Here is a 25,716-nt window from a genome sequence, read left to right on the forward strand (position 1 = left end):
GGTCTTTTTATATAACCCCCGTTAACTGTGACTTAAACATGAAGGTACTACGTTGTCTTCCCCAGCCAGAAATTATCAACCTCAGCGTTAGCTTAGGACGAGGTGGTGAAGCCTGTATTTATGCAGTGCCATCCGATGGCGAATTAGTGGCTAAGGTTTATCACAAACCCACAGCCAATCACGCTAAAAAACTGCAAGCGATGCTGGCTAACCCACCAGAAAACCCCACAGCTAACTTGGGGCATATTTCCATTGCTTGGCCACAAGAGCTAATCAAAACGGCAGATGGGAGCAAAAGCGTTATTGGTTTCATCATGCCTCGAATTCGGGGAATGCGACCAATCATCGATTTTTACAACCCTAGAACCCGTCGCCAACACTGCCCTTTATTTAACTATCAATACTTAGTTCGCACAGCGCGTAATTTAGCGGCAGCTTTTGCGGCTCTGCATAGTAGTGGTTATTGCGTGGGTGATGTCAACGAGTCCAACATCTTAGTCAGCGACACTGCACTGGTGAGTTTGGTAGATACTGACTCTTTCCAAGTGCCAGATTTAAAAAACAATCTTGTTTACCGATGTGGTGTGGGTAAAGCTGAGTTTACTCCACCAGAATTGCAAAATAAAGTCTTTGCCCAACACGATCGCGCAATTACTCACGATGTGTTTGGCTTGGCAGTGATCATCTTCCAATTATTAATGGAAGGTACACATCCTTTTTCTGGGATTTTTCAAGGTACTGCCGAACCACCAGCTTACGAAGTCCGCATCGCCGCCGGACATTTCACCTACAGCCAACACCGTCAAGTTCCTTACCTGCCAACTCCCATTGCACCCCCTTGGGAAATGCTACATCCTAGCTTGCAGGAATTATTTGTCCAGTGTTTTGAAGCCGGACACAAAAATCCCCAGTTACGTCCAAATGCCCAAACTTGGCTATCTGCCCTCACTGAAGCCGAAGATGCCCTGATTACTTGCACCACCAATCCCCAGCATCGCTACAGCAATCACCTGCACAGCTGCCCTTGGTGTGAGCGTTCTTTGCGCTTAGGCGGACGTGATCCTTTTCCATCACAGCGGGCAATTGAAAATAAAGAACATCTTAGACCACGTACCATTCCCACAAGGCGTTATAATCAGCCTGCACGCATACCACAGCCTGCCATGTCATTTGCCCGTGCAAATTCTTGGCAACCAAACAATCAGCCAAGCTATTTTCCTTATCAGCGGCGCAAGATATCAAAACTTTACCCCATAGTTTTGGGTTGTCTGGGTTTGGGGATGTTGGGTTATTTAGATGTAATGGTGAAATTCACCCGTCCATTTGTGTCGCAGAATGCCTATACTCAACAGACCTTGATGGCAAATTCTAAACCTAGTCATCAAGCTCTTCAGTTTGCCGATTATTATAAACAAGGCCACGCTGCCTACCAAGTGCGCGACTACAAGCAAGCAGTCGAAAGCTTTACGAAAGCCATCCAAGAAGAACCAAAATACGCCAAATCTTTTATCAACCGAGGTAATGCTCGTTACAATCTCAAAGATTACGAAGGGGCATTAGCAGACTATTCCAAAGCGTTGCAAATTAATCCGCAGGAAGTCAAAGCCTTAGTTAATCGCGGTAACGCTCGTTATATGCTGGCTGAGTATAGCAATGATCCAGATCGAGAATATCATTTAGCGATCGCAGATTTTAATAATGCCATCCGCCTCAACATTAAAGAAGCCGAAGCTTATATCAGAAGAGGTATTGTTCGGGCGCAGATAGCTAAGTATAGTGGTGAATCCCTCAAAGAGTTCCAAGAAGCTATAGGAGATTTCTCAGAAGCGATTAAACTCAACGCCTCCAAAGCCGAAGCTTATTTTCAGCGGGGTTCGGTATATTATCAAATGGCTCAATATAGTACCGACTACGCTCAACAATACCAAAAAGCGATCGCCGACTTTGACCAAGCATTACAACTGAACGAAAAATTGGCAAAAGTCTATCTCAAACGCGGTATGGTACGCTATGAAATCGCCCAATACGGCGGTAAAGAAGCGGCAAAAAATAACCACGCAGCCGTCGAAGATTTACAATTAGCCGCCAAACTCGCCTTAGAACAAGAAGATACAGAAAACTACCAGCAAGCACTTAGCAGTATGTGCGTCATCATCGAAAGTCAATGTAATGCTTTACTGCAAAGTTCTACTACTTGGGATAATGTCGGAACAAATTAAAGAGTTGTCAATAGTCAACAGTATCTCTTGATTATTTAACAATTAGATACCCGACTTCTTGAAGAAGTCGGGTATCTGAGCCTCTATATTTTCACGAAATAATCTTTATACAAGTAAATTTGGTTACTAATAAATTAGTAACCAATTATTGTATTACTATAATTAAACGTCAGTAATATCAGGGTTATAAAATATAATCCTGATGATTTAATTGGTAACATTTATATTTATTTAAGTGATAATATTTTACGTGTAAAAATTATTCATAAACCTTTCACACACAAAAGATTTTAATTTACTTTCCCTTCATACAAGTAGCAAAAATTATAGTTAGATTATTTACGGAGAAAAACAGAGCGAAACGATTTTTCTCAAACCAAGTGCATCCTCTTCATCTCAAGCAATTCTAAATAATAATTCCCTACAAATCTCCGAGGTAATTACATGAAAGCGGTGATTTTGGCTGGTGGACTTGGTACACGCCTCAGTGAAGAAACCAGTATCAAGCCCAAGCCGATGGTTGAAATTGGTGGTAAGCCAATTCTGTGGCACATCATGAAAACTTATTCTGCCCACGGCATTAATGATTTTATTATTTGTTGTGGTTACAAAGGTTACGTCATTAAAGAGTATTTTGCTAACTACTTTTTATACATGTCAGATGTAACTTTTGACATGCGTTTTAATCAAATGAATGTGCATTCTGGCTATGCAGAACCTTGGCGTGTCACTTTAGTGAATACAGGTGATAAAACCATGACTGGGGGACGCTTAAAACGAGTTGTTGAACATGTAGGAAATGATACTTTCTGCTTTACTTATGGTGATGGCGTTAGTAATGTAAATATCACCGAGCTAATTAAATTTCACCAACAGCAAAAGACATTAGCCACACTCACAGCCGTACAACCAGCCGGACGTTTTGGTGCTATTTCCTTAGAGCAAGAGCAAACTAAAATTACTAGCTTCCGGGAAAAACGTGATGGTGATGGTGCTTGGGTCAATGGTGGTTATTTTATTCTAGAACCAGAAGTTATTGATTTAATAGCGGATGACACCACAATTTGGGAGAAAGAACCATTAGAAAAGCTGGCTGACATGGAACAGTTATCGGCTTTTAGACACAATGGTTTTTGGCAACCAATGGATACCTTACGCGATAAAAATTATCTCGAAGATCTATGGCAAAGTGGTAAAGCTCCTTGGCAAGTATGGTAATAAAAGTAGGAAGTATGAAGTCTGAAGTATGAAATTTCATCCTCAAGCTTCTACTTTCAGCTTTTTGACAAATGACAAATGACAAATGACAAATGATATGTACGATTTTGCTATTGTCGGCGGTGGAATAGTAGGCTTATCAACAGCGATGTCCTTGGGTAAACGCTATCCACAAGCACGCATTCTAGTATTAGAAAAAGAAAGCAACTGGGCATTTCACCAAACCGGCAATAATAGTGGTGTAATTCACTCTGGCATTTATTACAAACCAGGGAGTTTTAAAGCTAAATTTTGCCGAGATGGTAGTCGCTCAATGGTGGAATTCTGCCAAGAGCATGGAATTGACCATGAAATCTGCGGTAAAGTCATTGTTGCTACCGATGAACAAGAAATACCACGCTTAGAAAATCTCTACAAACGCGGCTTAGAAAATAATCTAACAGTCCAGAAAATCAGCCCAGAAGAAGTAAAAGAAATTGAACCTCATGTTAGTTGTGTAGCTGGCATTCGAGTATTTTCAACTGGTATTGTTAATTACAAGCAAGTTTGTTTAAAATACGCCCAATTAATTCAACAGCAAGGTGGAGATTTACGGCTCAATACCAAAGTATTGAAAATCGCTGCCAGTGGTAACAATCAGGTATTAGAAACTAATAACGGTAACTTTGAAAGCAAATTTGTGATCAATTGTGCCGGATTGCATAGCGATCGCATTGCTAAGTTAGGTGGAGTAGAACCCAAAGCCAAAATCGTACCTTTCCGGGGCGAATATTACGAACTCACCCCCGAAAAACGCTATTTGGTCAAAACCCTGATTTATCCAGTGCCTAACCCCGATTTCCCCTTCCTCGGCGTTCACTTTACCAAAATGATTGATGGTACAGTCCATGCTGGGCCGAACGCTGTTCTCAGCCTCAAGCGGGAAGGTTACAAAAAAACCGACTTCGACTTGAGAGATTTTGCAGAGGTGATGACTTATCCCGGTTTCTGGAAACTCGCAGCTAAACATGCTGATGAAGGTATTCAAGAAATCATTCGTTCCTTTAGCAAAGCAGCATTTGTCAAAAGTTTGCAAAAATTAATTCCCGAAGTCCAAGCCGAAGATTTAGTTCCCACCCATGCGGGAGTTCGCGCCCAAGCTTTAATGGATGACGGCAAACTAGTAGATGACTTTTTGATCATTTCTGGTCAAAACTCCATCCATGTCTGCAATGCACCCTCACCAGCAGCCACATCTTCTTTAGAAATTGGCAAAGCGATCGCCTCTCAAGTTCCCCAGCAGTCCCATCTTGAAACTGTAGTTATTAGCTAAGTATTGGGAGTAGGGAGAGGTGTAAAGACAATATCATCTCTTAAATCTCTTGTCGGGTGGGCATTTTGTCTACCCGAAAAACACACCCCACAAAAATAATCAACCCCAAATTCAGAATTCTGAATTTTTTGGAAGCAATTTTATAGGAATTCCCCACAATGAAAATATTAGTCACCGGAACAGAAGGCTACCTAGGTTCTTTATTGCCTCCTCTGTTAATTGAACGTGGACATGAAGTAATTGGTGTTGATACAGGCTTTTATAAAGTTGGTTGGTTGTACAACGGTACAGACATTACAGCCAAAACCCTCAACAAAGATATCCGCCACATCACCCCCGAAGATTTAGAAGGTGTAGAAGCAATAGTTCACATGGCGGAACTTTCCAACGACCCCACAGGACAATTAGCACCAAATATCACCTACGAAATCAATCATTTAGGTTCTGTACGCCTCGCTAACTTAGCCAAAACAATGGGCGTGCGACGCTTCGTCTATATGTCTTCGTGTAGTGTTTATGGTGTCGCCACCGAAGGCGATGTGACAGAACAATCTCTTGTGAATCCTCAAACCGCTTACGCCGAATGTAAAACTCTCGTAGAACGAGATATTACACCCCTTGCGGATGATGATTTTTCACCTACATTCATGCGGAATGCTACAGCCTTTGGTGCTTCCCCCAGAATGCGATTTGATATCGTGTTGAACAACCTCGCTGGGTTAGCTTGGACAAGCAAAGAAATCAAAATGATCAGTGATGGTACACCTTGGCGGCCATTAGTTCATGCACTAGATATTTGTAAAGCTATTGTTTGCGCTTTAGAAGCACCGCGTGACATCGTACACAATCAAGTCTTTAATGTTGGCGATACTGCTAATAACTATCGAGTTAAAGAAATTGCCGAAATTATTGCTGATACTTTCCCAGGCTGTAAATTAAACTTTGGGCAAAATGGCGCAGATAACCGTAGCTATCGTGTATCATTCGAAAAAATTAACAGCATTTTACCTGGATTCAAATGTGATTGGAATGCTCAACTAGGCGCACAACAATTGTTTAAATTATTCAGTCAAATTGATATGACTGAAGACACCTTCTTATTTAGAGGTTTTACTCGCTTAAAGCAGCTAGAGTATCTCATCCGTACTGAACAAATCGACAAAGATTTCTTCTGGAATCTCCAATAGCTTCCCTATTAGATTTTTAGCAGCTTAATAGAGCCTTCCAAATCAAAATTTTGATTTGGAAGCCTCTAATATAACTAACTTTCCTATTAATTGCTTAGTATGAAAAAACTACTGACTATTGCTATTCCTACATTCAATCGGGCTGAATTTCTAGACCAACAACTCAATTGGGTCGCTAAAGCGATTAAAGGTTATGAATCTGAATGCGAAATTATTATTTCTGATAACTGTTCCACAGACAATACTCAAGAAATAATTAAGAAATGGGAATTAATTTTATCACCAATTAGCTTCAAGAATAATAGAAATATTGAAAATATTGGTGTAATGAGGAATATAGCTTATTGTTTCCAGGCTTCTACAACTCAATATGTCTGGGTGATTGGAGATGATGACCCTATAGAAGAAAGGGCTTTAAGTTATGTAATTAATAATTTAAAACAATTTTCAGATTTGGCATTATTAATTCTGAATTTTTCTTGGTTCTATGTCAAAACTAATCAACTAATACCCGAACCATGTTTTACTGTTGAAAATGAAGATGTCAAGTCTGATGGTAAAGCTGTAATAGAAAAATGCTTACAAGGAAATTTTGCTGGTTTAGCATTTATGACTGCTCAAATATACAGAACTCAAGCAGTACAAGAAGCTATTAATCAATGGTCTTATAGTGTGAATAACAGAGAAGCACAAGTATATTGGACTTCATTTTGTGCTACTCAGGGAAGCGTAAAAATTACCAAAGATGTTTATTTAAAATATGCTTGCGGAATGAACTCTGCACCTGATGAGAAATTATGGTTTAGGATGCGTTACTTAGATTTACCTACAGTTTATATCAAATTAAAAGAAATAGGTTATCAACAAAACTTTTGTGGAAATCTAATTAAAAAACACTTTGCAGAAAATAATTGGAAAGTCATTTTAGGAGCTTTAAAACGCTGGCCAGTGATGACACTCAATATCATTATTCCCTATTTCATTTTAGTAGGAGTTTGCCATTGGCAGACTCGGTAGTTTTCCCCAAGTTAGTAAATAAACGCGATTTAGCAACGACTTCATAATTTTTGTGAGGACTAATGGATAAATTATTAACAATTGCCATACCTACTTATAATCGTGCTGAATTACTTAACAAACAGTTGTCTTGGTTAGCAAATGCCATTCAAGGCTTTGAGTCTGATTGTGAAATTTTAGTTTCAGATAACTGTTCTACAGATCATACTCAAGCTGTGATTCAAAAATGGCAGGCAAAACTGAGTAATATCACTTTTAGGTCTAATAGAAATTCTGAAAACTTAGGCGTAATGAGAAATATTATGTATTGCCTAAGTTCTGCTACAACTAAATATGTTTGGACAATTGGCGATGATGATCCAATTCAAGATAGAACTATTCCTTACATTATTCATAAGCTCCAACACAATGAAGATTTAGGCTTATTATTTCTCAACTTTTCTGGACGTAATAAAATTACTGGTGAACCAGTACATCCGCCAACAATTGTTGGGAACCGCTGGTTTGATGCTGATGCAGAAGATGGCTGTGGAAATAGTCAAGCCATATTTGAACATTGCTTTGCTAAAAGTGTTGGCGCAGTTATTTTTCTTACCGCTAGTGTTTACCGCAGCGATTTAATCAAACGTGCTTTGCAAAATTGGCCAGATGCGGCGAGTAACTGGATATCGTTAGCATATTTAGCGGGTTATTGTGCTGCACACGGCAAAATAATTGTCACCAAAGAGACTTATTTAGAATGTATTGTGGGTGTGAGTTATTGGCAGAAAGAGCCAAAATCTGCTCTGTTAATGCAGTATAAACACATTCCTGAAGTAATTTTGAAATTAGAAGAATCTGGATATTCTAAGCAATTTTGTCGACGGATGCTGTTACAAAATGGCAAGGAAGTTAATTTAAAAGTATTCTTAGGTGCTTTAAGAAGATGGCCTGTATCTGCTATTAAGGTAGCGATTCCATTTGTGGCGTTAGTGAGTCTTTCTGCTTTTGATGTAATGGCGTTAAAAGACTTGAAACTTGCTGAAGCTAACGAACCAACACCGCAAGAATTACGAACAGCAAATAACAGGCGATCGCACCTAAAATCAATTATTAAAACCAAGTAATCATCTTATGCTAAACATACTTAAAGGCAAAATGGCAACACTAAACTCAGAGTTGGCTTATAGAATAAAACTCTGGCAGTATGCCCCTAATTTACCTCCACTAGAAACAGGCGATCGCAAAATTGTCGAAACACTAAAACGAGAAGGTGCTTATGTAACCACACTCGCCGATTTAGGCTTACCATCCACTCAAGAAATGTTACAAGCTGCTGATCAACAATTAAGCAGAATGTCAGATGTTCATAACTCTCATTTGAATGAGAGACTACCACAAATTTATACAGTCACAAATTTACCAGAATTTTATCAATGGGGAAGTAATAACAGACTATTAAAGATAATTGAAAATTATTTAGGTTTACCTGTTGCTTTTCACGGTGTACATTTACGCAAAGACTTTCCCAATGCACACCAATTTGGCACATTATTGTGGCATAAAGATTCCGAAGACCGCAAAATAGTTAAGGTAATTATTTATCTCCATGATGTTGAGAAAAAGCACGGGCCATTTGAGTATATTCCTTTAAATTTAACATCTTTCCCTCATTTAAATTCCTATAGAATTGACCACAAGTTGCGTCAGTCTGGTTACTTAGGAATTAATGATGAACAAGTAGAAAAAATTATTCCCCAATCAGCTTGGAAATCTTGTACAGGGAAAGCCGGTACAGTTTTGATTGCAGATCCTAGAACTGCTTTACATCACGGTACTATCCGCACCGAAGCAAGGTCAGCACTATTTTTTGTTTATACAACTAACTCACCCAAACGACCAGAACTTTGCACTCAATATTGGAATGACACTTTTCCCAAGCCAGAGATGCTGCAAGAAATTGCTTAATGTTACGTAATATCACTTCAGTAATTGAGGAAATAAATTCCTAACTTTCGACTTACAATGTTCGACATCATAAACTTATGCTAAAAACAATTAAATACAAAATATTTTCCCTATTCTCCGACTTAGTTTTTCACCTCAAACGTTGGCAACATACTAAAAATTTACCAGCATTAGAATCCCGCGATCGCATAATCATCGAGACTCTCAAACGAGACGGTGTTTATGCGACAACCTTGGCAGATTTAGGTTTAGATTTTAGTGCTGAACTACTCAAAGCTGCTAATTATCAATTATCTCGGATACGAAATCCCAACAATGAACATTTAGCAGAAAAGTGGCCGCACATTACCACAGTTACGGGTTTGCCAGAATTTTATAATTGGGCAACCCAGAAAAGACTGCTAAGTATTATTGAAAATTATATTGGGGTTCCCATTACTTTTCATGGTGTACATTTACGCCAAGATTTTCCCAGCGATCATCAATTCGGCACCTTGTTATGGCATAGTGATGCTGAAGACCGCCGCTTGATCAAAATCTTTGTTTGTCTGCATAATGTAGAAGAAAAAACCGGGACTTTTGAATACATTCCCCGTTCTTTAACACCTTTATTTAGTCTGAAATATTGGCGACTTTATTACCATCTTTTCAAGTCAAGCTATATGGGGATTGATAATGAAATTGTCAAAAAAATCATACCTCAATCAGCTTGGAAATCTTGTCCAGGTCCAGCAGGTACAGTCATTTTTGTAGATACTAAAAATACCTTACATCATGGAACTGTACGCAGCGAAACACGCTCAACCCTGTTCTTTTGCTATACAGCTAATCCTCCCGAAAGACCAGAACTGTGTACACAATTTTGGGATGATACTCATCCTAAAGCTGAAGTGACTGTATCTGAAGTTGAAAAAACTCTGGTTCAACAAAGTAAGTCATAATTCAGAACTCGGAAGTTAGAAGTGATACCTGAGATTTTCAAAGGGTCAGAATTTACAATTAATCCAAGATAATTGATACTTAAATTTATGAATTTTTCCTGATTTTTTAAGTATTTTGAGTACTGATTTATAGCTCCTGAGTTCTGACACAATTAAACATTAATATTGAGGTAATTTATGATTTTTACCGCTACAAATCTCCAAGATGCTTACATTATTGACCTAGAAGAAAGAAGCGATCACCGTGGTTTTTTTGCCCGCTATTTCTGCGCTCAAGAGTTTGAAGCCCACGGTTTAAAGCCAACAGTAGCTCAATGTAACTTATCTTATAACTACAAAAAAGGCACTCTGCGGGGAATGCACTATCAAATCAAACCCGCAGCCGAAACAAAGTTAGTTCGCTGTACTAAAGGGGCAATTTATGACGTAATTATTGATATGCGTCCTGATTCTCCGACATTTTTATCTCATATTGGTGTTGAACTAACCGCAGATAATCGGCGAGCTTTGTATGTGCCAGAAATGTTTGCCCACGGCTATCAAGCTCTCACCGATGATGCGGAAGTAATCTATCAAGTTGGTGAGTTTTATACACCAGGATATGAGCGTGGTCTACGCTATGATGATCCATTTTTTAACATTGAATGGCCTTTAGAAGCCACAGAAATTTCTGAAAAAGATTTAAATTGGCCTTTGTTGAGCATGATACCTGTAGGAGATACAGAAACAGTATCGGTAAGTGTATAGTTGGTGGTTTATTAACTACTGATAATGTGTCTGTTTAATATCTAAAAATAGCAATCAGAGGAATTTTATGATTATTATTGATAATGCTTTAAAAGCTCGTGCATCTGCTGGGAATCCTATCAAAGTAGGCATGATTGGTGCTGGCTTTATGGGGCGAGGTATTGCTAACCAAATCATTAATTCAGTACCAGGAATGGAGTTGGTAGCTATCTTCAACCGGAGTATTGATGGAGCTAAACGAGCTTATACAGAAGCTGGGATTGAAGATATTCAAGTTGTTAACACTGTTAGCGATTTAGAAGATGCGATCGCCAGCGGTAAATATGCTATCACTGAAGATGCCAAGTTAATCTGCCAATCGGAAAGCATTGAAGCAATTATTGAAGTGACTGGCGCAGTGGAATTTGGCGCTCATGTTGTCATGGAAGCGATCGCTCATCGCAAGCATGTCATTATGATGAATGCTGAACTCGATGGTACTGTTGGCTCTATCCTCAAAGTCTACGCTGACAAAGCTGGTGTGATCCTCAGCGCTTGCGATGGCGACCAGCCAGGGGTAGAAATGAATCTTTACCGCTTTGTCAAAAGCATCGGTCTAACACCATTACTGTGCGGTAACATCAAAGGGCTACAAGACCCCTATCGCAATCCCACAACCCAAGAAGGCTTTGCTAAACGTTGGGGACAAAAAGCCCACATGGTAACAAGCTTTGCTGATGGTAGCAAAATTTCCTTCGAGCAAGCGATCGTCGCTAACGCCACCGGAATGCAAGTCGCCAAGCGCGGAATGCTTGGCTATGACTTCGCAGGTCATGTTGATGAAATGACCAATATGTATGATATTGAACAACTCAAAGAATTAGGCGGAATTGTTGATTATGTAGTTGGCGCTAAACCCGGCCCTGGTGTATTTGTCTTCGCTACTCACGATGACCCCAAACAACGCCACTACCTCAACCTCTATAAATTAGGTGAAGGGCCTCTCTATAGCTTCTATACTCCTTATCACCTCTGCCATTTTGAAGTTCCCCTATCTGTGGCTCGTGCTGTCCTCTTCCGTGACGCTGTGATGGCTCCTATTGGTAAACCATTGGTAGATGTAGTCACAACTGCCAAAATCGATTTGCAAGCCGGAGAAACACTTGATGGTATTGGTTACTATATGACCTACGGTCAATGTGAAAATTCTCCCGTTGTTCAAGCTCAAAAACTATTACCAATGGGTTTAGCTGAAGGTTGTCGTTTAAAACGAGATATTCCTCGTGACCAAGTGCTGACTTACGACGATGTAGAGTTACCCGAAGGTAGACTTTGTGACCAACTCCGCGCTGAACAAAATGCTTATTTTGCTGCCGAAAAAGTTCTTGCATCTGTTGGGTAAGAGTTGGTTTTAATATCACTAGCATCAATCATTGTTAGGTAAAGAGATACCCAAATTATTAAATGATTTGGGTATCTGATACTATTTCTATATTAAGACGCACAGAAAAAACCCCACCGCCTGCGGCACCCTTACTAAGGGGAGGTTGGGAGGGGTGAAAATAATGTGCAGCTTCACAAAGAATTGGTATGAGCCTTTCTTTATTCAATTGAATCATTTGTGAACAATTAGATACCCGACTTCTTAGAGAAGTCGGGTATCTGAGCCTCTCAATTTTTACAAATTAAAATTTATTTTATATCTAAAGAAATATTTTTACTAAACAATGATTTTTAGCCAGGCTTAACTATTATAAATAATTTAATCAAGATAAAAAATGAGATAAATATTGCCAAAAAGTATTCTAATTAACTAACAACTTAATCCTAAAACTTTATAGTGCTAAACACGAAAGTTTTAGCGGTAATTGACTAAAATATTTATCTGACAAAATTTAGTAGCAGATTGAATAAAATCTATGAAAATTGCTCTCGTCCATGATTATTTAACTCAGCGTGGAGGGGCAGAGCGCGTATTTGAATTATTATGTAAGCGCTACCCCGAAGCCGATGTTTTTACTTCTTTATACGATCCACAAAAAACCATTGATTTAGGTGAGAGGATAGTCAACACAACTTTTTTACAAAAAATTCCGGGTGCGGCTAAATATTTTAGAATGATGGCACCTTTTTACTTTCCTGCCTTTCGGGCTTTGGATTTGCAAGACTACGATTTAATTATCAGCAGTAGCACTAGCTTTGCAAAAGCTGTACGCAAACGGTCTGATGCTCGCCATGTTTGTTTTTGTCATAATGTCACCCGTTTTTTGTGGGATACAGAAACATATTTGCGAGAATATGGAGATTATAGATATTTTGCGCCATTAATTGAACAAATTTTTCAGTTAATGCGGAATGTAGACCTGAAATATGCTCAGGAACCTGACCTTTACATTGCTAATTCCAGCGTTGTCGCTAAAAGAATTCAACAGATTTATGGCAAACCAGCAATTGTAGTTAACTATCCAATTGATACCAGTAACTTTGTTTATTCAGATACCAAAGAAGATTATTTTTTGGCATCTGCACGGATGATCAGTTATAAGCGACTAGATATAATCGTCGAAGCTTTTAATTGGTTGGGGTGGCGGTTATTAATCTCAGGTGATGGCCCGGAGCAAGCACGTTTAAAAGCCAAGGCATTAGATAATATTGAATTTTTAGGTCATGTGAGCGATCGCCAACGTAAAGACTTATTTTCTCAAGCTAAATCGGTGATTGTTGCCGCCTTAGAAGACTATGGATTAGTCCCTGTAGAAGCCAATGCTAGTGGTACACCAGTAATTGCCTACGGCGCTGGTGGCGTTTTAGATACCCAAATACATGGTATAACTGGAGTCTTTTTTAAAAGACAAACACCAGACTCTCTACAAGCTGCATTACTAGAGTCCGGACGCATCACTTGGAATTATGAAAATATTCGTAATCACGCAGTGAACAATTTTTCAGAACCAGTATTTTTCCAGAAGGTTGAGCAACTTATTGATCAAACTTGTATAACTCATTAATTATTTATCTGGCTTGTTAGTTGTTCGTGTAGCGTCTCGCAGAGAAGGATAATAAAAGTGGTTCAAACTAGTCTTAATCCCAGTGTAAATACAATTGCTGACACAGAGCCGGGTTATGGACAACTATTAGCAGTTTTTATTCGCAGGTTTCCTTGGTTTGTGGCAGTATTTGTAGCTTCAATTGCTATGGCAGCAATTATGACTGCTAAGACAAAGCCTACTTATAAAAGCTCAATGCAATTGCTGGTAGAGCCTAACTATCAAGGTAAAAAAGAAACAGGTGGAGTAGAAAATCAATTCACTGAATCTAATGTAGAGATAGATACAGCTACTCAGCTAAATCTCATGCAGAGTTCAGGACTGATTCAAAAGGCAGTTGATAAGCTTCGTCGAGAATATCCAGATATTACTGTAGGTGATGTTAAAGGCGCTTTGGTATTAAACCAATTAAAATCCAAAGAAGATAATGTCGCCACAAAAATTTTCCAAGTAGAATACACTGCTCAAGACCCCGTAAAGACACAAAAAGTGTTGACGGCTGTTCGGGAAGTTTATGTAGAATACAACAAACAACAGCAAGATGCGCGTCTGCAAAAAGGTCTGCAAATTATTCGGGAACAGTTGAGTAAGGCTAGTGAAGAGGTAAATGCAGCTGAGTCCAACCTGCAAAGATTCCGCCGCAACCAGAATTTAATTGATCCTGTGGCTCAAGCCAAAGCTCTAGAAGATGCTTTGAATAATGTTGAGCAAGAACGCCGTACAACTCGCGCTCAATATCAAGAGGCGATCGCCCGACAAAAATCTTTAGAAGAACAACTTAACCGTTCTCCCCAAAATGCTCTAGTGGCTTCTCGGTTGAGTCAGTCCACTCGCTATCAAGGCTTGCTCAACGAAATCCAAAAAACGGAACTTGCATTAGCTCAAGAACGCTTGCGCTTCACGGATGAAACTCCCAATGTGCAGAAATTGCAAGAACAATTGACTAGTCAAAAAGCTTTATTAGAACAAGAAGTAGGCCGGACTTTAGGTACAAAGTCATCTGGTGTCGTTGGTTCTAGAGATTCACTGTTAGAACAAGGACAGTTTGGCCAAATTGATTTGAACCTTGCTAGTTCATTAGTAGAAACTCAAACAACTATAGTTGCATTGAGCGCCCGCGATCAAACTTTGGCGCAAAAAGAAACTCAACTGCGGTTTGAAATTAAACGCTTCCCGCCTTTATTGGCTTATTACAATCGCATTCAACCACAGCTACAATTTAGCCGAGAAAGGTTAGAGCAACTGTTAAGAGCAGAACAACAATTACGTCAAGAACTGGCTAAAGGTGGATTTAATTGGGAAGTTGTGGAAGAACCCCACAATGGTGTGCAGTTAGGCCCCAACCTGCAACAAAATCTCTTATTAGGTGCTGTTGTGGGGTTAATGTTGGGCGGTATTGCTGCTTTCTTACGTGAAGCATCTGATGATGCTGTTCATACAACTGCTGAGTTAGAGAAGCAAGTAGCTTTACCTTTGTTGGGAACAACGCCCAAACTACCCCCAGCCAAAGCCAGAGATTCAATTATCAAGTTGCCTTTTGGTAAGCCAGAAACATCTGCACCTTGGACAATTCAGGTGCTACAGTCGCCACCACGTTGGGAATCGCTAGATTTAATTTATAAAAATATTGAACTTCTCAATACTGTATCTAGCTTAAAGTCTTTGATGATTACTTCGGCATTGCCTGATGAAGCTAAATCAGGTATGGCTTTAGGTTTGGCGATGAGTGCAGCGCGGTTACACAAACGAGTTCTACTGATTGATGCCAACTTACGCGATCCCAGTTTGCACGAACAGCTAAATCTGCCAAATGAGCAAGGACTATCAACTTTACTTAGTAGTGAAGTAACATTACCAAATCAGATTGGCATTCAATCTTTAGGTTCAGCCTACATCGATATTTTGACGGCGGGGCCAAAACCCACCGATCCGGCTCATCTGTTGAGTTCTCCTCGAATGATCCAACTGATGAGAACCTTTGAAGAGAATTATGATTTGGTACTGATAGATGCTCCACCAGTCTTAGGATTGGTAGACGCAATGTTAACAGCATCCTCTTGTCGGAGTGTGGTATTGGTAGCCAGTATGGGTGTTGTGACTCGCAACCAACTTGCTCAAGCTACAGGAATGTTGAGTAAGTTAAATCTGATTGGGGTTGTCGCTAATGGCGTTTCTAGCTCTGACAGTAGTTTTGTCCAGTATCCCAAAGAATATCGTTTGGCTTTGAAACAAGCAGTAGAAAAATAGGAAAAACGATACATTTTAGATATGTGCGATCGCTCTTTTGGTAGAGGCGATCGCACATATTTTTTTGCATATTTCTGCCTGGAGAAATGTCTTGATTAAACATTTTAACTGTTAAATTTAAATCATAATTATTCAGTAAAACTTAAGTATATTTATATCAACTTTATAATTATGATAATTAAGTCGCATGATTTTAAAGACTAAATAAAGAATCAAGTTCAGTATATAGTCATTTCTACAGACTCTTATATCCTAGAGATTAAAGCTCCTTCCAAGCAGCTAAAAGACAAAAGTGGACTAGTTTTCTTCGACTCAATAAATTAACAACCAAGGTAGACCAAATCCCTCAAACTTATCCAGCATGGAGCAAAAGATTAATTGGATGATTTATCTCTACATCTATCCAATATATTTGCTACCAAGAAAATAGCGAGTTTACCTGCAAAATTTCCCCCAATATTGATTGCTATCTACCTAGTTATTATCTTTGTAGTTTCGCCATCTTCAGAACCATAAAATTCTGCAAGATGAATACTTGAAGCATATTTTTCTTATCAGTCATCTACGAAGTTTTATAGCAATACAAGATTCAGATCAAAGTCTTTGGCATGAATCATCTTCGAGATCAGCAATTTACTATCGTACTAATCCAAAGACACATGACTAGCTCATTAGTTCGTACTCTACAGACTGCTTATAGTGAAACTCCGCAAAGTACCTCATACTGCACACTACAATGGCGGCGCGGTCAGTTGTTAGTCAAGTCCCCCGATAAACTGCAACAGCCATATTTACCAGCTTTAACAAACCAGCAATTATTAATAGATTGCTTAAAACATTCCCCGGTTAATTTGGTCAGTGTAGACCCTAAAATTGGTGAGCATTGGGTAAAGTTTTGGGCGGATGCTTGTAAAGAAGCTCATAAGCCGATGTTTCTTTACGGATCTTCAGAAAATTTACTGTTTAAACAAAATAGCCAACCTTGGGGATGGTTCCTGCGAATCATTGATTGGATTGCAGCTTTAGTTATGCTGTTATTACTAACTCCAGTCATAGTGGTATTGCTTGTCTTGATACAAATTAACTCACCTGAATCTTTATTTTCTGGTGAGTGGTATGTAGGAGAACGCGGTAAGCTCTTTCAAGCGATTAAATTCTCCACTAAAAGCAAGCGTAGCGTCACACCATTAGGTCGTTGGATGCGTCAATATGGTCTCGAAAATCTACCACAATTATTCAATATACTGCGGGGTGATATGAGTTTTATGCGGTCTCGGTGTTGGACTTTAGAAACAGCAGTCCGATTGAGTACAGAAGCACAAATGCAACTTAATCAATTACCTGTCATTACAAATTCGTGGTCAGTCCAGGCAGAATCAAACTTAATAATTAATAATTCATAATTACTAATTATTGACCGATATCTTCTCTATTTAGCTCAAAATCTTTCCCAGCAGTGCGGTAATTGATGACTTCATTTGCCGCACTTAAGCTAGAGCTAAAAAATCACAGAGCATCTATAGCAACCTGTAGGAATTAGGAAATATTTGTTCAAAAACTCATGCTTGTTAAACTAAAACAACAATTAAACAATTTATTTAAGGCTAGTAAATTCTGGCAAGAAAACTATCTAATATTGCGAGAATTTAAACATTTCCGCAAAGTTGCTATATTTGCTTTAGTATTTTCATTTTTAGCAGCAACATTTGAAGGTTTTAGTATTGGTTTTTTGCTTTCGTTTTTGCAAAATTTAACTAATCCCAATGCTAAACCTATTCAAACTGGTGTTGAGTGGTTTGATATTTGGATTTTAGCCGCCAATACTTCGGCAATTAATAGGCTATATCGGATATCTCTGTTAATTTTGTTAAGTACTTGGATACGGGCTGGGTTTAATTATTTAGCACAGGTATATACAGAAACCACTCAACTACATTTAGCCGATCGCCTACGCAAACAAATTTTTGAACAGTTACAAAGCTTGCCTCTAAGTTACTTTGCTCAAACTCGTTCTGGGGAACTGATCAATACAATTACCACAGAAATTGAGCGCATTAAACAGTGGTTTAGTGGCGCTGCATTTTTAATGACCAGAACTATAACTGCTACTGTCTACTTTATCTCTATGTTTTTGTTGTCGTGGCAGCTTTCGATTGCTTCTTTATTACTATTTACATTAGCAGGTGTAGGGTTATCTACGCTCAATGCTCGCGCTAGAGAAACCAGTTTTAGTACATCTATTGCTAATGGTCACTTTACTTCCACCGCGATAGAATTTATTAACGGAATTCGTACAGTGCAAGCATTTGGCACACACAACTTTGAGCGACAACGTTTTTACCAAGCTAGTGATAATGTAGTTCATACTTCCAAAAAAGTTATCTTAATTTGGGCGCTGGTGAGACCTCTAGCTGAAAGTATAGCTAGTACAATTCTCATCGGGATGATTATTTTTGCCTTTACAGTTTTTGTGGTGAATGGCACACTCCAAGTTGCATCATTACTCACATTTTTCTTTGTGTTGTTTCGAGTTGTACCTATTATTCAAGATATTAATGGTACGCGAGCGCATCTTAGTACACTTGTCGGTGCAGCAGACAACATTAAAGATTTAGTTAGGACTGATGATAAAACCTATTTACATAATGGCAAAATCCAATTTTCTGGGTTAAAACATTCTATTGATATTGTTTCTGTAGATTTTGGTTATGACCCTAATCATTTAGTCCTCAATAACGTCACTCTGAGTATTGAAAAAGCCAAAACAACAGCACTAGTAGGAGCTACTGGCGCAGGTAAAAGTACCTTAATTGATTTAATTCCGAGATTTTATGATCCGACAGAAGGTCATGTGATGATTGATGGGGTTGATATCCCAAAATTTGATATCACTTCATTGCGACATAAAATTGCAGTAGTCAGTCAAGACACATTTATTTTCAATACTTCTGTTTGGCAAAATATTGCTTACGGGACAACAGGAGCCACAGCAGCAGACATTCGAGAAGCGGCGCGGTTAGCAAATGCTCTAGAATTTATTGAAGAAATGCCAGAAGGCTTTGATACCAAATTAGGAGATAGAGGCGTAAGATTATCTGGAGGGCAACGCCAACGAATTGCGATCGCACGGGCTTTGTTACGTGACCCAGAAATTTTAATTTTAGATGAAGCCACCAGCGCCTTAGATTCTGTCACCGAACGCTTGATTCAAGAATCTCTAGAAAAACTATCAGTAGGTCGAACAGTAATTGCGATCGCTCACCGTCTTTCTACTATTGCCAATGCAGATAAAGTCGTTGTTTTAGAACAAGGACGCATCGTTGAACAAGGTAAATATCAAGAACTCTTAGAGCTAAAAGGTAAGCTTTGGGAATATCACAAGACTCAATACGAAATGGGTCAAGCAGGATAATTAAAGTGTGAAGTATGAAGTATAAAGTATGAAATTATATACTTCATGCTTTTCTAACATTACTCATTTACGGTTAATTATTTTTCCTATATTTTTGAGGTAAATTAAATGGTAAATATTGGCTACCATCTTGCTAGAATGCAAGGACAAATTACTCGTAATATTTACACAAAACTTATTCAGCGAATTAGCTCTTATTCTATCAATCAAAGTCGCAAGATTGATATCACTATCTATTCATTTTCTTGTGAACGTGATTTGCCAGAACAAGTAGCGAGTATTCGTTCGTTTATTCGGAATATTGGCATACCAGAAAGATTTGTTGTAATTTCTGATGGTAGCTATAGCGACTCTAGCTGTAAGTTACTACGCCGCATTCATCCCTGTGTTGATGTTATCCCTTTTACCAAACTGCTACGCCCTGATTTACCGCAATGCGTGACTAATTATATCCAAATCCATCCTATGGGTAAAAAATTAGCTACATTAATGTCTATTTCTGTCAAGGGTGCAACCATTTACACAGACTCAGACATTTTATTTTTTCCTGGCGGTGTAGATTTAATTAACTTGATCAAAGTGCATGAAACATCTTGTTATTATCTTCCTGATTGCTCTGCTTCATTAGATGAACGCCTGATCTATGATGAGTGCGAAAAATCTCAACCAGTCAATGCTGGATTTCTTTTATTTCAGCATGAATTAGATTGGAATTTTGCAATTGAACGGTTGGATAAACTGCAAGATAATCCTATATATTTTACAGAACAAACAACTGTTCACTTAACGATTCATCACAATCATGGGAAACCTTTTTGTCCAGAAAAATATATTTTGAATGTAGAAGACCAGTTTGTTTATCCAGATAAATTTGCAAGTTCAGAAATTGCTATCAGGCATTATGTCAATGATGTTAGACATAAGTTTTGGATGAATATTGGTTTGTAAAATGAGCAAAAATGTAATCAATACAGAAATGATTTATCATTGCACGAATACTAATCTTAATGGAGGAGGAGGTATTGAAACTTATGTGGCTTCTTTAGTATTTTCACAAATATCAGAAGTCAAAAGTATTTCTAGACAAGAAGCTGTACATCAACACATCCTCAAGTCTATTCAGACAGAGAATCAAAAGCGGTTTAAGTTGCTGCATATTCACGACCCAGAATTTTTAGCCGATTTACGCGAAGAATGTCCGGCTATTTTTACCTTGCATAATCACTGTAGTTATTGTCCGAGTGGGACAAAATATTTAGCAGACCGAGACAAAATTTGCGATCGCGTGATGAATCCTCTCGGTTGTGTTTGGGGTCATATAGTAGATGGTTGTGGTAGCCGCCGACCGCAAAAAATCTTCGGTAATTGGTGGAATGCTTACAATCCCCTGACTAACCTCAAAAAACTGAAAATTCCTGTGATTGCAAATAGTGAATATGTGCGTCAGCAAATTATTAACGCTGGTATAGCACCAGAGCGAGTGATTACTTTGCGCTGTGGTGTGCAGTTACCCAAAGTTGTCACAGAACCTTTGACTCGGACAATTTATCAAAATCAGCGAATTTTGTTTGCTGGTCGGATTGTTCCTGATAAAGGTTTAGAATGGCTACTCAAAGCCTTAGCCAAAACTGAGCAACATATCCATTTAGATATTGCTGGTGATGGTTGGGATAAGGCCAATATGGAAAAATTAGCTGATGATTTGGGTTTAAGCGATCGCATTACTTGGCATGGTTGGTGTAACACTGAACAATTAGAAACCCTTTATCAAAAATGCTTGGCGGTGATTTTTCCCAGTCTTTGGCCTGAACCTGCGGGTCTTGTCACCTTAGAAGCTTACGCACGTTATCGACCTGTTATTGCTAGTGCTGTCGGCGGAATTCCCGAACACCTACAAGATAACAAAACCGGGATTTTAGTTTCGCCTAATCATGTTACACAGTTAGCTGCTGCAATTAATGAATTAGCCACAAATTATGCCAAAGCTAGATTAATGGGTGAAAAAGGTCAAGCTTGGTATCAGGAAGAATTTACTATTGATGTTCATGTTCAGCGGTTGACGGAAATTTATACCAAAACTATAGCTGAATTTCACGCTAATTCTTCACAACAAGATATTAAAAATTAACTTCTATGAATATGAATAGTGAGTATTTAGCCAAATTTTCAGAAAAAATCTATTTCTACTGCGATCCGCGAGAGGGAGTTCCTGAAGGAGACAAATTCCAACACTTTCTGATTTGTTTCGCTGAAGGTTTAAAGGAACTTGGTATACCATTCTTCTCTAATGTCAACTACTGGCAAGAATCATCTGAGAATGATGAATATTTGTTTAAGCACGATCCCAAAATTACACCTGATGATTGTTCTGTTGTCGTGCTACAAAACAATTGGTATTCAATTGATATTCCTCTACCGGACAACTTATTTCATAGCGATCGCAAATATATTACTGTTTATTTTGATGGAGAAGATAGCGATAAAACTTATGTAGAAAAACCTGAATTTAGGCAGTTTGACTATATTTTTAGACTTCATTATAATAGCAAATTAAATTATGGCAAAAATTTTCATCCTTGGAGTTATGGACTAAGTAATCGCATACTGCAAGAATTACAAGAAGTACCAAATTTTTCCCAGAAACAAAAACAGTTACTCATCAATTTTCGCCACTGGAAAGCTGGTCATCCTGTGAGAAATCTCAGTTGTAAAGAATTCATTCCTCGTATTCAAAATATTCTGAAAATAGACAACTATATTGATAGCCCTGATAATCTGCCTGACGATAGTTATCATACTTTACAATGGTCACGTACAGGCGGACGGCACTACCCCAACTATTATAAACGGCTCAAAAATTCCGCAGCCTGTGCTTGCTTTGGCGGTTTTTTTGTACCTTCTTTTCCTAGTAATCCAGGCAATATCATTAATCGAACTGGTAAGCAAATTCTGAATATGCTGAAATTAAAATCTAATACAATTGTTCAGTGGGACAGTTGGCGATTTTGGGAATCTTTAGCAGCTGGTTGTGTTACCTTTCATTTAGATTTTGAGAAATACGGTATCGCTCTACCTGTAATGCCGAAAAATTGGCAGCACTATATTGGCATTGATTTAGATAATGTCCAAGCAACTATAGATAAAATAGCTAAAAATCCAGAAATTCTAGAAGAAATTTCCACAAGTGGAAGACTTTTGGTACTTGAAAATTATAGTCCTGTACCACTTGCAATACGTTTCTTAGAGACAATTTCCAAAAATAAAACTGCTGATAATATGAGCCGAGAAATTGTTGAAATTAAGTGATATCTTTACAGCCTATTCTTTGAATAGAAATAAAAATTTAATGGATTCAGCTTATGTCTATTACTTTTGAATCTCTACAGCCACTAGTTAGTGTAATTATTCCCACTTACAATCGCCCAGAGTATCTCAAACAGGCGATCACCAGCGCCGTTCACCAAACTTATCAAAATATTGAAATTATTGTTTCCGATAATTGTAGTGATGTAAATCCTCAACCAATTATCGAATCTTTTAACGATGCACGCATTAGATTTTGGCGACATCCAGAAAATATTGGGATGTTGTCTAATCAAATGAATGCTTTTAAAATGGCACGGGGCAAATATGTTGCTAGTCTCCACGATGATGATATGTGGAATGAAGATTTCTTAGCCAAACTCGTACCAATTTTAACAGCTAATCAAAAGTTAGTTTTGGTTTTTTCTGATCAATATATCATTGATGGCAATGGCAACATTAATTATGTAGGCACTGAAGAAAATACCCGTGGGTTTAAGCGAGATATCCTAGCATCAGGTATCCATCAAGACTTTACCAAAATCGGTTTAATTGATAAAAGTATTCCCACTGCTGCATCTTGTTTAATTCGTAATCATGTAATTAACTGGGATAGCATTCCCCAAGCAGTAGGAGGAATGTGGGATTTATATTTAACTTACCTCTGCTCTATTTCTGGTTATAGTGCTTACTATTATCCCGAAAGATTAACGCGCTATCGCGCCCATGAGCAAACTGACACTATGCTCAGTGGGAGTAAAAATGCCGCAGCGAAAATTCGCAAAGCCCAAAGCGAAATATTTTGCTACAAAATCTTTATGGAAGATAGCCGACTGCAAGAATTTCATGATTATTTTCATAGCAAATGGTTAGATGCCCATACAACTTTAGGGATTGGTTTACTGCGGAATAAGCAAATAACAGCAGCCCGTCCTTATTTATGGCAAGCAATCAGAAAACAAAAATTGAATTTGAGAACTCTAGTAGCATTGGTACTCGGTTTTACTCCACCACCATTAGCTAATCAATTGCTGGGAGTATTAAAATAAATGAAACTTTGCATTGTTACCCACAAAATAAAAAAAGGTGATGGTCAAGGTAGGGTCAACTATGAAGTTACTCAAGAAGCAATTCGCCGTGGTCATCACTTAATATTATTAGCAAGTGAAGTTGCGCCAGAAATTGAGCAAAATAGTCAAGTTACCTGGGTGCCAATTGCTGTTGATGGTTATCCTAGTGAGTTTATTCGTAATTTTATCTTTGCTCAGAAAACGTCTGCTTGGTTGCAAAAAAATCGCGCTGAAATCGATTTATTAAAAATCAACGGTGCAATTACAAAAATTGCTGCCAATGTGAATGCTGTACATTTTGTCCACAGTTCTTGGTTGCGATCGCCTGTACATATTTCCCGCATTCGTCGGGATGCTTACGGTTTTTACCAATGGTTATACACCGCCTTAAATGCACGTTGGGAAAAACAAGCTTTTCAACGCGCTAAAGTAGTTGTCGCTGTCTCTGAGAAAGTTGCCCAAGAATTAACTAATATTGGCGTACCGCGCGATCGCATCCGAGTCATTGTTAACGGTGTAGATTTGCAAGAATTTCAGCCTGGTGTCACCTCTCGCCAAAAATTAGGTTTACCAGAGGACGTAAATTTAGGATTATTTGCCGGAGATATCCGTACACCACGGAAGAATTTAGATAGCGTTTTACAGGCCTTGGTGCAAGTTCCTGATTTACACCTAGCTGTTGTCGGGAGTACCGATGGTAGCCCCTTTCCCCAGTTAGCCGCTGATTTAGGAATTAGCAAACGGGTACATTTTCTCGGCTATCGCCGTGATATCTCGGAAATTATGCGGTCAGTTGATTTGTTTGTGTTCCCCTCCCGTTATGAAGCTTGCACCTTGGTCTTGTTAGAAGCCCTCGCCTCTGGATTACCTGTGATTACAGCCACAGCCACCGGGGGTGCAGAGTTAGTTACGCCGGAATGTGGGATTGTTTTACCAGATTCAGACGATGTTGAGGCCTTAGCCGCTGCTTTGTCATCTTTAGTAGGCGATCGCACCTTGATGCAACAAATGGGTCAAGCCGCCCGCGCCGTCGCCGAACAATACAGTTGGTCAACTATGGCTCAAACCTATATGGATCTATTTGAGGAGTTACAAAAGCATGAAGAACACAGTTCTCATCCCCACCTATCGCCGTCCTCTAGATCTATCTCGTTGCCTTTCGGCACTGCAAGCGCAAACTAAACCAGTCGATCAAGTAATCGTCGTTGTCCGCGATACAGATACCCAAACTTGGCAATTTCTCCAAGCTTTTCCAGCCAATCATCTGCCTTTGCAAACCGTCACAGTCGCCATCCCTGGAGTAGTAGCCGCCCTCAATGCTGGACTCGCCGCAGTTGAGGGAGATGTTTTATCTATTACAGATGATGATGCTGCACCTCATCCTGATTGGTTAGAGCGAATTAACGCGCACTTTCTCGCGGATATTAGAATTGGTGGTGTCGGTGGGCGTGATTGGATACACCACGGTGACAAAATTGAAGACGACTCTCGCGCTGTAGTTGGTCAATTGCAGTGGTTTGGGCGGATTATTGGCAACCATCACCTTGGTGTCGGTGAACCACGCTTTGTTGATGTTCTCAAAGGTGTGAACATGAGTTTCCGTACCCAAGCGATCGCCAAATTACGTTTTGACGAACGAATGCGAGGTACAGGCGCACAGGTACATTTTGAAATGGCCTTGACCCTCACCTTAAAACGCGCTGGTTGGCAGATGATTTATGACCCCCAAATAGCAGTTGATCATTATCCCGCCCAGCGATTTGACGAAGACCAACGCAACAACTTTAATGCGATCGCTCAAATTAACTTAGTCCATAACGAAACCCTAGTTTTACTAGAACATTTATCACCCTTGCGCCGCCTCATCTTCTTGGTATGGGCAATCTTAGTCGGCACAAGAGATTGTTTCGGCCTTATCCAATGGCTAAGATTTTTCCCCAATCAAGGCCGACTCGCCACCCGCAAATTATTCGCCTCCTGGCGCGGTCGTTGGCAAGGATGGCAGACATGGCAGGCTATAGGTGACAGGTTACAGGTTACAGGTGACAGGTTACAGGTTTAAAAAAATCA

The 25,716-nt window shown here is 39.1% G+C and carries 20 protein-coding genes; all 20 read left to right on the top strand.

Annotated elements, in window-relative coordinates; genetic code table 11:
• Positions 1 to 38 precede the first annotated feature (38 nt).
• The 20 genes from NCWK1_RS14190 to NCWK1_RS14285 all read left to right on the top strand — a co-directional run bounded on the left by NCWK1_RS14190 (position 39) and on the right by NCWK1_RS14285 (position 25,708).
• Positions 39 to 2,219: a tetratricopeptide repeat protein gene (locus tag NCWK1_RS14190; RefSeq protein ID WP_096581324.1), complete on the top strand. Its 2,181-nt coding sequence runs from the start codon at positions 39 to 41 to the stop codon at positions 2,217 to 2,219.
• 444 nt (positions 2,220 to 2,663) lie between these two features.
• Positions 2,664 to 3,437 (top strand): glucose-1-phosphate cytidylyltransferase, encoded by a 774-nt coding sequence (rfbF, locus tag NCWK1_RS14195; protein WP_015112177.1) that lies wholly within the window; start codon positions 2,664 to 2,666, stop codon positions 3,435 to 3,437.
• A gap of 97 nt (positions 3,438 to 3,534) precedes the next feature.
• Complete coding sequence (gene lhgO / locus NCWK1_RS14200; protein WP_103125163.1) at positions 3,535 to 4,749, top strand: L-2-hydroxyglutarate oxidase; 1,215 nt, start codon at positions 3,535 to 3,537, stop codon at positions 4,747 to 4,749.
• Between the two features lie 158 nt (positions 4,750 to 4,907).
• Positions 4,908 to 5,936 (top strand): SDR family oxidoreductase, encoded by a 1,029-nt coding sequence (locus tag NCWK1_RS14205; protein WP_103125164.1) that lies wholly within the window; start codon positions 4,908 to 4,910, stop codon positions 5,934 to 5,936.
• Positions 5,937 to 6,035: 99 nt separating this feature from the next.
• The gene (locus NCWK1_RS14210) at positions 6,036 to 6,953 is read left to right on the top strand and encodes a glycosyltransferase family 2 protein (RefSeq protein ID WP_096581330.1); all 918 of its coding nucleotides are present in this window, start codon (positions 6,036 to 6,038) and stop codon (positions 6,951 to 6,953) included.
• Positions 6,954 to 7,015: 62 nt separating this feature from the next.
• A complete protein-coding gene (locus tag NCWK1_RS14215) occupies positions 7,016 to 8,059 on the top strand; it encodes a glycosyltransferase family 2 protein (protein ID WP_096581332.1) in 1,044 nt (347 codons plus the stop codon).
• A 7-nt stretch (positions 8,060 to 8,066) separates the two neighbouring features.
• Positions 8,067 to 8,900 (top strand): phytanoyl-CoA dioxygenase family protein, encoded by an 834-nt coding sequence (locus tag NCWK1_RS14220; RefSeq protein WP_096581334.1) that lies wholly within the window; start codon positions 8,067 to 8,069, stop codon positions 8,898 to 8,900.
• A 77-nt stretch (positions 8,901 to 8,977) separates the two neighbouring features.
• The gene (locus NCWK1_RS14225) at positions 8,978 to 9,841 is read left to right on the top strand and encodes a phytanoyl-CoA dioxygenase family protein (RefSeq protein ID WP_096581336.1); all 864 of its coding nucleotides are present in this window, start codon (positions 8,978 to 8,980) and stop codon (positions 9,839 to 9,841) included.
• Positions 9,842 to 10,018: 177 nt separating this feature from the next.
• Positions 10,019 to 10,588 (top strand): dTDP-4-dehydrorhamnose 3,5-epimerase, encoded by a 570-nt coding sequence (rfbC, locus tag NCWK1_RS14230; RefSeq protein ID WP_103125165.1) that lies wholly within the window; start codon positions 10,019 to 10,021, stop codon positions 10,586 to 10,588.
• Positions 10,589 to 10,655: 67 nt separating this feature from the next.
• Complete coding sequence (locus NCWK1_RS14235) at positions 10,656 to 11,969, top strand: NAD(P)H-dependent oxidoreductase (RefSeq protein ID WP_096581340.1); 1,314 nt, start codon at positions 10,656 to 10,658, stop codon at positions 11,967 to 11,969.
• 517 nt (positions 11,970 to 12,486) lie between these two features.
• Positions 12,487 to 13,575, top strand: coding sequence for a glycosyltransferase (locus NCWK1_RS14240; RefSeq protein ID WP_096581342.1), 1,089 nt, complete (start codon positions 12,487 to 12,489; stop codon positions 13,573 to 13,575).
• 57 nt (positions 13,576 to 13,632) lie between these two features.
• Entirely contained in the window at positions 13,633 to 15,861 is a 2,229-nt protein-coding gene (locus tag NCWK1_RS14245; RefSeq protein ID WP_103125166.1) for a GumC family protein, read from the top strand.
• A gap of 659 nt (positions 15,862 to 16,520) precedes the next feature.
• Positions 16,521 to 17,264: a heterocyst development glycosyltransferase HepC gene (gene hepC / locus NCWK1_RS14250; protein WP_103125167.1), complete on the top strand. Its 744-nt coding sequence runs from the start codon at positions 16,521 to 16,523 to the stop codon at positions 17,262 to 17,264.
• 158 nt (positions 17,265 to 17,422) lie between these two features.
• A complete protein-coding gene (gene hepA / locus NCWK1_RS14255; protein WP_096581348.1) occupies positions 17,423 to 19,273 on the top strand; it encodes a heterocyst formation ABC transporter subunit HepA in 1,851 nt (616 codons plus the stop codon).
• A gap of 108 nt (positions 19,274 to 19,381) precedes the next feature.
• Positions 19,382 to 20,221, top strand: a complete 840-nt coding sequence (locus NCWK1_RS14260; RefSeq protein ID WP_096581350.1) for a hypothetical protein — start codon at positions 19,382 to 19,384, stop codon at positions 20,219 to 20,221.
• 1 nt (position 20,222) lies between these two features.
• Positions 20,223 to 21,401 carry a glycosyltransferase family 4 protein gene (locus NCWK1_RS14265; RefSeq protein WP_096581352.1) on the top strand — a complete coding sequence of 393 codons (1,179 nt, stop codon included), beginning with the start codon at positions 20,223 to 20,225 and terminating at the stop codon, positions 21,399 to 21,401.
• Between the two features lie 5 nt (positions 21,402 to 21,406).
• A complete protein-coding gene (locus NCWK1_RS14270; protein ID WP_340641203.1) occupies positions 21,407 to 22,579 on the top strand; it encodes a glycosyltransferase family 1 protein in 1,173 nt (390 codons plus the stop codon).
• Positions 22,580 to 22,632: 53 nt separating this feature from the next.
• Positions 22,633 to 23,625 (top strand): glycosyltransferase family 2 protein, encoded by a 993-nt coding sequence (locus NCWK1_RS14275; protein WP_103125169.1) that lies wholly within the window; start codon positions 22,633 to 22,635, stop codon positions 23,623 to 23,625.
• Positions 23,626 to 24,828 carry a glycosyltransferase family 4 protein gene (locus tag NCWK1_RS14280; RefSeq protein ID WP_103125170.1) on the top strand — a complete coding sequence of 401 codons (1,203 nt, stop codon included), beginning with the start codon at positions 23,626 to 23,628 and terminating at the stop codon, positions 24,826 to 24,828.
• On the top strand, positions 24,746 to 25,708 hold the full coding sequence (locus NCWK1_RS14285; protein ID WP_103125171.1) for a glycosyltransferase family 2 protein: 963 nt from the start codon (positions 24,746 to 24,748) through the stop codon (positions 25,706 to 25,708). The genes NCWK1_RS14280 and NCWK1_RS14285 overlap by 83 nt, the downstream gene beginning before the upstream one ends.
• Positions 25,709 to 25,716 lie beyond the last annotated feature (8 nt).

Origin of the sequence: Nostoc cycadae WK-1, from assembly GCF_002897135.1 — a bacterium.
In the GTDB taxonomy this organism is placed as follows: Bacteria; Cyanobacteriota; Cyanobacteriia; order Cyanobacteriales; family Nostocaceae; genus Nostoc_B.

What these genes read in the sequence shown, in the direction of transcription:
- hepC (WP_103125167.1), top strand. Translation starts at nt 16,521, where the DNA reads ATGACTAGCTCATTAGTTCGTACTCTACAGACTGCTTATAGTGAAACT.
- NCWK1_RS14205 (WP_103125164.1), top strand. Translation starts at nt 4,908, where the DNA reads ATGAAAATATTAGTCACCGGAACAGAAGGCTACCTAGGTTCTTTATTG.
- NCWK1_RS14220 (WP_096581334.1), top strand. Translation starts at nt 8,067, where the DNA reads ATGCTAAACATACTTAAAGGCAAAATGGCAACACTAAACTCAGAGTTG.
- NCWK1_RS14235 (WP_096581340.1), top strand. Translation starts at nt 10,656, where the DNA reads ATGATTATTATTGATAATGCTTTAAAAGCTCGTGCATCTGCTGGGAAT.
- NCWK1_RS14210 (WP_096581330.1), top strand. Translation starts at nt 6,036, where the DNA reads ATGAAAAAACTACTGACTATTGCTATTCCTACATTCAATCGGGCTGAA.
- lhgO (WP_103125163.1), top strand. Translation starts at nt 3,535, where the DNA reads ATGTACGATTTTGCTATTGTCGGCGGTGGAATAGTAGGCTTATCAACA.
- rfbC (WP_103125165.1), top strand. Translation starts at nt 10,019, where the DNA reads ATGATTTTTACCGCTACAAATCTCCAAGATGCTTACATTATTGACCTA.
- NCWK1_RS14240 (WP_096581342.1), top strand. Translation starts at nt 12,487, where the DNA reads ATGAAAATTGCTCTCGTCCATGATTATTTAACTCAGCGTGGAGGGGCA.
- NCWK1_RS14275 (WP_103125169.1), top strand. Translation starts at nt 22,633, where the DNA reads ATGTCTATTACTTTTGAATCTCTACAGCCACTAGTTAGTGTAATTATT.
- rfbF (WP_015112177.1), top strand. Translation starts at nt 2,664, where the DNA reads ATGAAAGCGGTGATTTTGGCTGGTGGACTTGGTACACGCCTCAGTGAA.
- NCWK1_RS14190 (WP_096581324.1), top strand. Translation starts at nt 39, where the DNA reads ATGAAGGTACTACGTTGTCTTCCCCAGCCAGAAATTATCAACCTCAGC.
- NCWK1_RS14215 (WP_096581332.1), top strand. Translation starts at nt 7,016, where the DNA reads ATGGATAAATTATTAACAATTGCCATACCTACTTATAATCGTGCTGAA.
- NCWK1_RS14285 (WP_103125171.1), top strand. Translation starts at nt 24,746, where the DNA reads ATGAAGAACACAGTTCTCATCCCCACCTATCGCCGTCCTCTAGATCTA.
- NCWK1_RS14280 (WP_103125170.1), top strand. Translation starts at nt 23,626, where the DNA reads ATGAAACTTTGCATTGTTACCCACAAAATAAAAAAAGGTGATGGTCAA.
- hepA (WP_096581348.1), top strand. Translation starts at nt 17,423, where the DNA reads ATGCTTGTTAAACTAAAACAACAATTAAACAATTTATTTAAGGCTAGT.
- NCWK1_RS14225 (WP_096581336.1), top strand. Translation starts at nt 8,978, where the DNA reads ATGCTAAAAACAATTAAATACAAAATATTTTCCCTATTCTCCGACTTA.
- NCWK1_RS14270 (WP_340641203.1), top strand. Translation starts at nt 21,407, where the DNA reads ATGAATATGAATAGTGAGTATTTAGCCAAATTTTCAGAAAAAATCTAT.
- NCWK1_RS14265 (WP_096581352.1), top strand. Translation starts at nt 20,223, where the DNA reads ATGAGCAAAAATGTAATCAATACAGAAATGATTTATCATTGCACGAAT.
- NCWK1_RS14260 (WP_096581350.1), top strand. Translation starts at nt 19,382, where the DNA reads ATGGTAAATATTGGCTACCATCTTGCTAGAATGCAAGGACAAATTACT.